At 49.6% G+C, this 3,958-nt stretch carries 7 protein-coding genes; 3 read left to right on the top strand and 4 right to left on the bottom strand.

Annotated features, from left to right (window positions below; genetic code table 11):
• Positions 1–214: 214 nt before the first annotated feature.
• On the bottom strand, positions 215–505 hold the full coding sequence (locus tag L2Y28_RS25505; protein WP_080052136.1) for a lipoprotein: 291 nt from the start codon (positions 503–505) through the stop codon (positions 215–217).
• Between the two features lie 22 nt (positions 506–527).
• Positions 528–950 carry a hypothetical protein gene (locus L2Y28_RS25500; RefSeq protein ID WP_080052137.1) on the bottom strand — a complete coding sequence of 141 codons (423 nt, stop codon included), beginning with the start codon at positions 948–950 and terminating at the stop codon, positions 528–530.
• A gap of 77 nt (positions 951–1,027) precedes the next feature.
• Between L2Y28_RS25500 and L2Y28_RS25495 the strand changes: the two genes are divergently transcribed.
• Positions 1,028–2,008, top strand: a complete 981-nt coding sequence (locus tag L2Y28_RS25495; RefSeq protein WP_000019450.1) for an IS5-like element ISKpn26 family transposase — start codon at positions 1,028–1,030, stop codon at positions 2,006–2,008.
• Positions 1,990–2,241 (top strand): hypothetical protein, encoded by a 252-nt coding sequence (locus L2Y28_RS25620; protein WP_370875793.1) that lies wholly within the window; start codon positions 1,990–1,992, stop codon positions 2,239–2,241. The genes L2Y28_RS25495 and L2Y28_RS25620 overlap by 19 nt, the downstream gene beginning before the upstream one ends.
• Positions 2,242–2,479: 238 nt before the next feature.
• On the opposite strand, the gene L2Y28_RS25490 is transcribed toward L2Y28_RS25620, so the two are convergent.
• On the bottom strand, positions 2,480–2,626 hold the full coding sequence (locus L2Y28_RS25490) for a replication initiation protein (RefSeq protein ID WP_114456554.1): 147 nt from the start codon (positions 2,624–2,626) through the stop codon (positions 2,480–2,482).
• Positions 2,627–3,478: 852 nt separating this feature from the next.
• On the opposite strand from L2Y28_RS25490, the gene L2Y28_RS25485 reads away from it, so the two are divergent.
• Positions 3,479–3,706 (top strand): hypothetical protein, encoded by a 228-nt coding sequence (locus L2Y28_RS25485; protein WP_224019247.1) that lies wholly within the window; start codon positions 3,479–3,481, stop codon positions 3,704–3,706.
• Positions 3,707–3,753: 47 nt separating this feature from the next.
• Here L2Y28_RS25485 and L2Y28_RS25480 read toward each other — a convergent pair whose 3' ends face one another.
• Entirely contained in the window at positions 3,754–3,942 is a 189-nt protein-coding gene (locus L2Y28_RS25480; protein WP_000165998.1) for a Rop family plasmid primer RNA-binding protein, read from the bottom strand.
• Positions 3,943–3,958 lie beyond the last annotated feature (16 nt).

Here is a 3,958-nt window from a genome sequence, read left to right as displayed (position 1 = left end):
TTTATGGTGATCGCAGACTGAAATCTTACTTCATTCACTTGAGTGCATAGCCATGCAGGTACGCAGAAATCATCAGGGGCGTTTTTTCTCGATATGGGCACAGAAAGGTGTATGTTTCAGGCCGGAGTCCTCAGAAACGCCCTGAGGGCGCCTGAGGTGGTGCGGGCAACGGATGTTATGGTAAATGTACCTCAAGGTTGGCTCTTTTTATGTCCTATAGCTGCTTGCAGGATATGAGCATGTTTCTATTGATGACTGAGCCAGCCATTAATGATTGTGGGTTGGCTGTAACTAATGCTCCGGAATCGCCATTTATACTAAGGATGTTATATCCTTTTGCTCCACACAGTTCTCCTGCCTTTGTTAAACACATTCCCCAATCACGGGCCATTCCTGAACAAGTTAAACTGTACGCCTCGTTTCCATCTGGGCCATAGCTTTTGCTTACTGAAGCACAGCCGGAAAGTAGTACAAGACTTAATGCTGCAATTGTTATCTTTTTCACTTCACACCTACTTTATATAAAGTTAATTAATCCAATGTTCCCATTGTACTTTTGATTTATTTTCTATTTTGTCTACTGCCTTTTCTATATGTCGACTCAGCCCATGTTCTGCAAGGAATGGGTTTCTAACTGGATACCACCTATCAAATCCATATAGTAAAGGGGGGACTCCTAGCTCATCCATTGCTAATGCGTAAAAGCCATAAATCACAAGCGGATTGTTTTGTTTGATTGTATTTTTCATGTGTTGAATGGATGAACCATTGGCTATTATTTCCTTGGCTTTATTTTCTATTCTGGCTCTGTTTTCTGTAGATTCATTTTCATAAGTGAATTGAGCAAGGCAGATGTTATATGCTAAATATTTTTTAGAACGTCTATTTTTTAATATTATATTGATTGTTAGTAGGGTGATAAATATAAGAGCTAAGTATGTGATTGTCATTTTTACTAGGGAAGGTGCGAACAAGTTCCTGATATGAGATCATCATATTCATCCGGAGCGCATCCCAGAGGGACATCATGAGCCATCAACTCACCTTCGCCGATAGTGAATTCAGCACTAAGCGCCGTCAGACCCGAAAAGAGATTTTCCTCTCCCGCATGGAGCAGATTCTGCCATGGCAGAATATGACCGCTGTCATCGAGCCGTTTTATCCCAAGGCGGGCAATGGCCGACGGCCCTATCCGCTGGAGACCATGCTGCGTATTCACTGCATGCAGCATTGGTACAACCTGAGCGACGGTGCCATGGAAGATGCCCTGTACGAAATCGCCTCCATGCGCCTGTTTGCCCGATTATCCCTGGATAGCGCCCTGCCGGATCGCACCACCATCATGAATTTCCGCCACCTGCTCGAGCAGCATCAACTGGCCCGTCAATTGTTCAAGACCATCAATCGCTGGCTGGCCGAAGCAGGCGTCATGATGACCCAAGGCACTTTGGTGGATGCCACCATCATTGAGGCACCCAGCTCTACCAAGAACAAAGAGCAGCAACGCGATCCGGAGATGCATCAGACCAAGAAAGGCAATCAGTGGCACTTTGGCATGAAGGCCCACATTGGTGTCGATGCCAAGAGTGGCCTGACCCACAGCCTGGTCACCACCGCGGCCAACGAGCATGACCTCAATCAGCTGGGTAATCTGCTTCATGGAGAGGAGCAATTTGTCTCAGCCGATGCCGGCTACCAAGGAGCGCCACAGCGCGAGGAGCTGGCCGAGGTGGATGTGGACTGGCTGATCGCCGAGCGTCCCGGCAGGGTAAAAACCTTGAAGCAGCATCCGCGCAAGAACAAAACGGCCATCAACATCGAATACATGAAAGCCAGCATCCGTGCCAGGGTGGAGCACCCGTTTCGCATCATCAAGCGGCAGTTCGGCTTCGTGAAAGCCAGATACAAGGGGCTGCTGAAAAACGATAACCAACTGGCAATGTTATTCACCCTGGCCAACCTGTTTCGGGTGGACCAAATGATACGTCAGTGGGAGAGATCTCAGTAAAAACCGGAAATAACGCCAGAAATGGTGGAAAAAATAGCCTAAATAGGCTGATTCGATGTGTTTGCGGGAAAAAAATCGGCCCAGATCCGCGAAATTTTAATCAGCGAGTCAGCTTGGGAAGAAATGACCTGCTTATTCGCACCTTCCCTAGCTTAAATGGTGATTGTGCATCATCCAACTATACGATTTTTTATGCTTTATTTTCAAAGGGTTTTGTCGGTGTGAGTTTTTGACTGGTACTGTTGTTTGGTATCGGTTTTACTTTGATGTCTGTCGGTCATCGAAGATGAACCTCTTGAGATCCTTTCCGTTGCGTCGTAATCTCTTGCTCTGAAAACGAAAAAACCACCTGGGGAGGTGGTTTTTCGAAGGTTCAGTAAGTTGGGGAACTTCTGAACCGTGGTAACAGGGTGTACAAGACCGCTGCCACCAAATTCGTCCTTCCAGTTTAGCCGTAGTTTGGCTCTGACTTCAAGAACTCTGCATCAGTAATCTCTTGTACACCCTCTTACCAGTGGCTGCTGCCAGTGGCGCTTTGTCGTGTCTTTCCGGGTTGGACTCAAGTCGATAGTTACCGGAACAGGCGCAGCAGTCGGACTGAACGGGGGGTTCGTGCATACAGTCCAGCTTGGAGCGAACTGCCTACCCGGAACTGAGTGTCAGGCGTGGAATGAGATAAACGCGGCCATAACAGCGGAATGACACCGGTAAACCGAAAGGCAGGAACAGGAGAGCGCACGAGGGAGCCACCAGGGGGAAACGCCTGGTATCTTTAAGTCCTGTCGGGTTTCGCCACCACTGATTTGAGCGTCAGATTTCGTGATGCTTGTCAGGGGGGCGGAGCCTATGGAAAAACGGCTTCGCCGTGGCCTTCTTGCTTCCCTGTTAAGCTTCTTCCTGGAAGATGCCAGGAAATTTCCGCCCCGCCAGTAAGCCGGTACCGCTCGCCGCAGCCGAACGACCGAGCGGAGCGAGTCAGTGAGCGAGGAAGCGGAATATCTCCGGGCTTATCTTTGGCACCGTACGCGCCATAGCTGCATTTTTTAATACGATGCAGGATAGGGCAAACGCCGCAAAATGACGTCATCCGACATCATTCCGCCGCGTTCGCCCAGTGACCTACAGTCGGCTCTGGGGTGTCGGGGCTGTGCCCTGACCAGGCGTTTTGGAGTATCGCCACCGTGGTGGCGGTGCTACAAAACATATCCTGTCCCTTCCTTGGCATCTCTGAAGTTTAGCCAGTATACACTCCGCTAGCGCTACGTGACTGGTTCAGGGCTGCGCCCCGACACCCGCTAAAAGCACTGACGCGCCTGCGGCTTGCCCAACCCCGCGCCGTCCGGGAAAGAATTTCCCGATCGACCCGACGTTTCTGTTTACCTGTGATGTTAACGTTTGGATCTTTTTCCCGGGTTTACCTATTTTCTTCTAATGAAGCGTTCACAGCTGACGTTAATAGATGGGTGCTTCATGTTTGGTTTTTCACCAGGAGAACTTATGAACCTTTGCCCCGATGAACGTCTGCTCTTTGTGCGGATGATTTCCGCTATGCTTCGCCGTTCGGGCGGTGATGCGGGTGCTGTTATGTTTGAGGCGTATCGCCATATTGTGTCCGATACCAATCAAGCTCGTCGTTCCTACATGCTCGACCTGCTCGAAAGCGTCAGGCATGACTATGTACACGGTGGATATACATAGTTGCCATGGATACGCTTTTCGTCTAAGTGAGCGTTCTTTTCGTCTCTTTATTCGCCGTCCTGTATACCGAAGCGTGCGCTCAGCTTCTGATAAAGCGCTTCTGCCTGTTCGTGCATTCGCTCACAGTCGGCTGCCTCGTCATCAAGATCGAGCACGTCGAGTTTTTCGAGCAGCAGCAGCGACTGCGCCCGGATAAATTTTGCCATGTTCAGTGCGGCTGATTCCTGTTTTGTCATACGGCTTTTTCCCGGT

Source organism: Enterobacter sp. JH25 (genome assembly GCF_021725435.1).
In the GTDB taxonomy this organism is placed as follows: domain Bacteria; phylum Pseudomonadota; class Gammaproteobacteria; order Enterobacterales; family Enterobacteriaceae; genus Enterobacter; species Enterobacter intestinihominis.
This window is presented reverse-complemented; position numbering and strand designations above follow the sequence as displayed.

Excerpts from the sequence above, each read along its gene's own strand:
- L2Y28_RS25500 (WP_080052137.1), bottom strand. The coding sequence starts at position 950 with ATGACAATCACATACTTAGCTCTTATATTTATCACCCTACTAACAATC.
- L2Y28_RS25495 (WP_000019450.1), top strand. The coding sequence starts at position 1,028 with ATGAGCCATCAACTCACCTTCGCCGATAGTGAATTCAGCACTAAGCGC.
- L2Y28_RS25490 (WP_114456554.1), bottom strand. The coding sequence starts at position 2,626 with ATGCACGAACCCCCCGTTCAGTCCGACTGCTGCGCCTGTTCCGGTAAC.
- L2Y28_RS25485 (WP_224019247.1), top strand. The coding sequence starts at position 3,479 with ATGTTTGGTTTTTCACCAGGAGAACTTATGAACCTTTGCCCCGATGAA.
- L2Y28_RS25480 (WP_000165998.1), bottom strand. The coding sequence starts at position 3,942 with ATGACAAAACAGGAATCAGCCGCACTGAACATGGCAAAATTTATCCGG.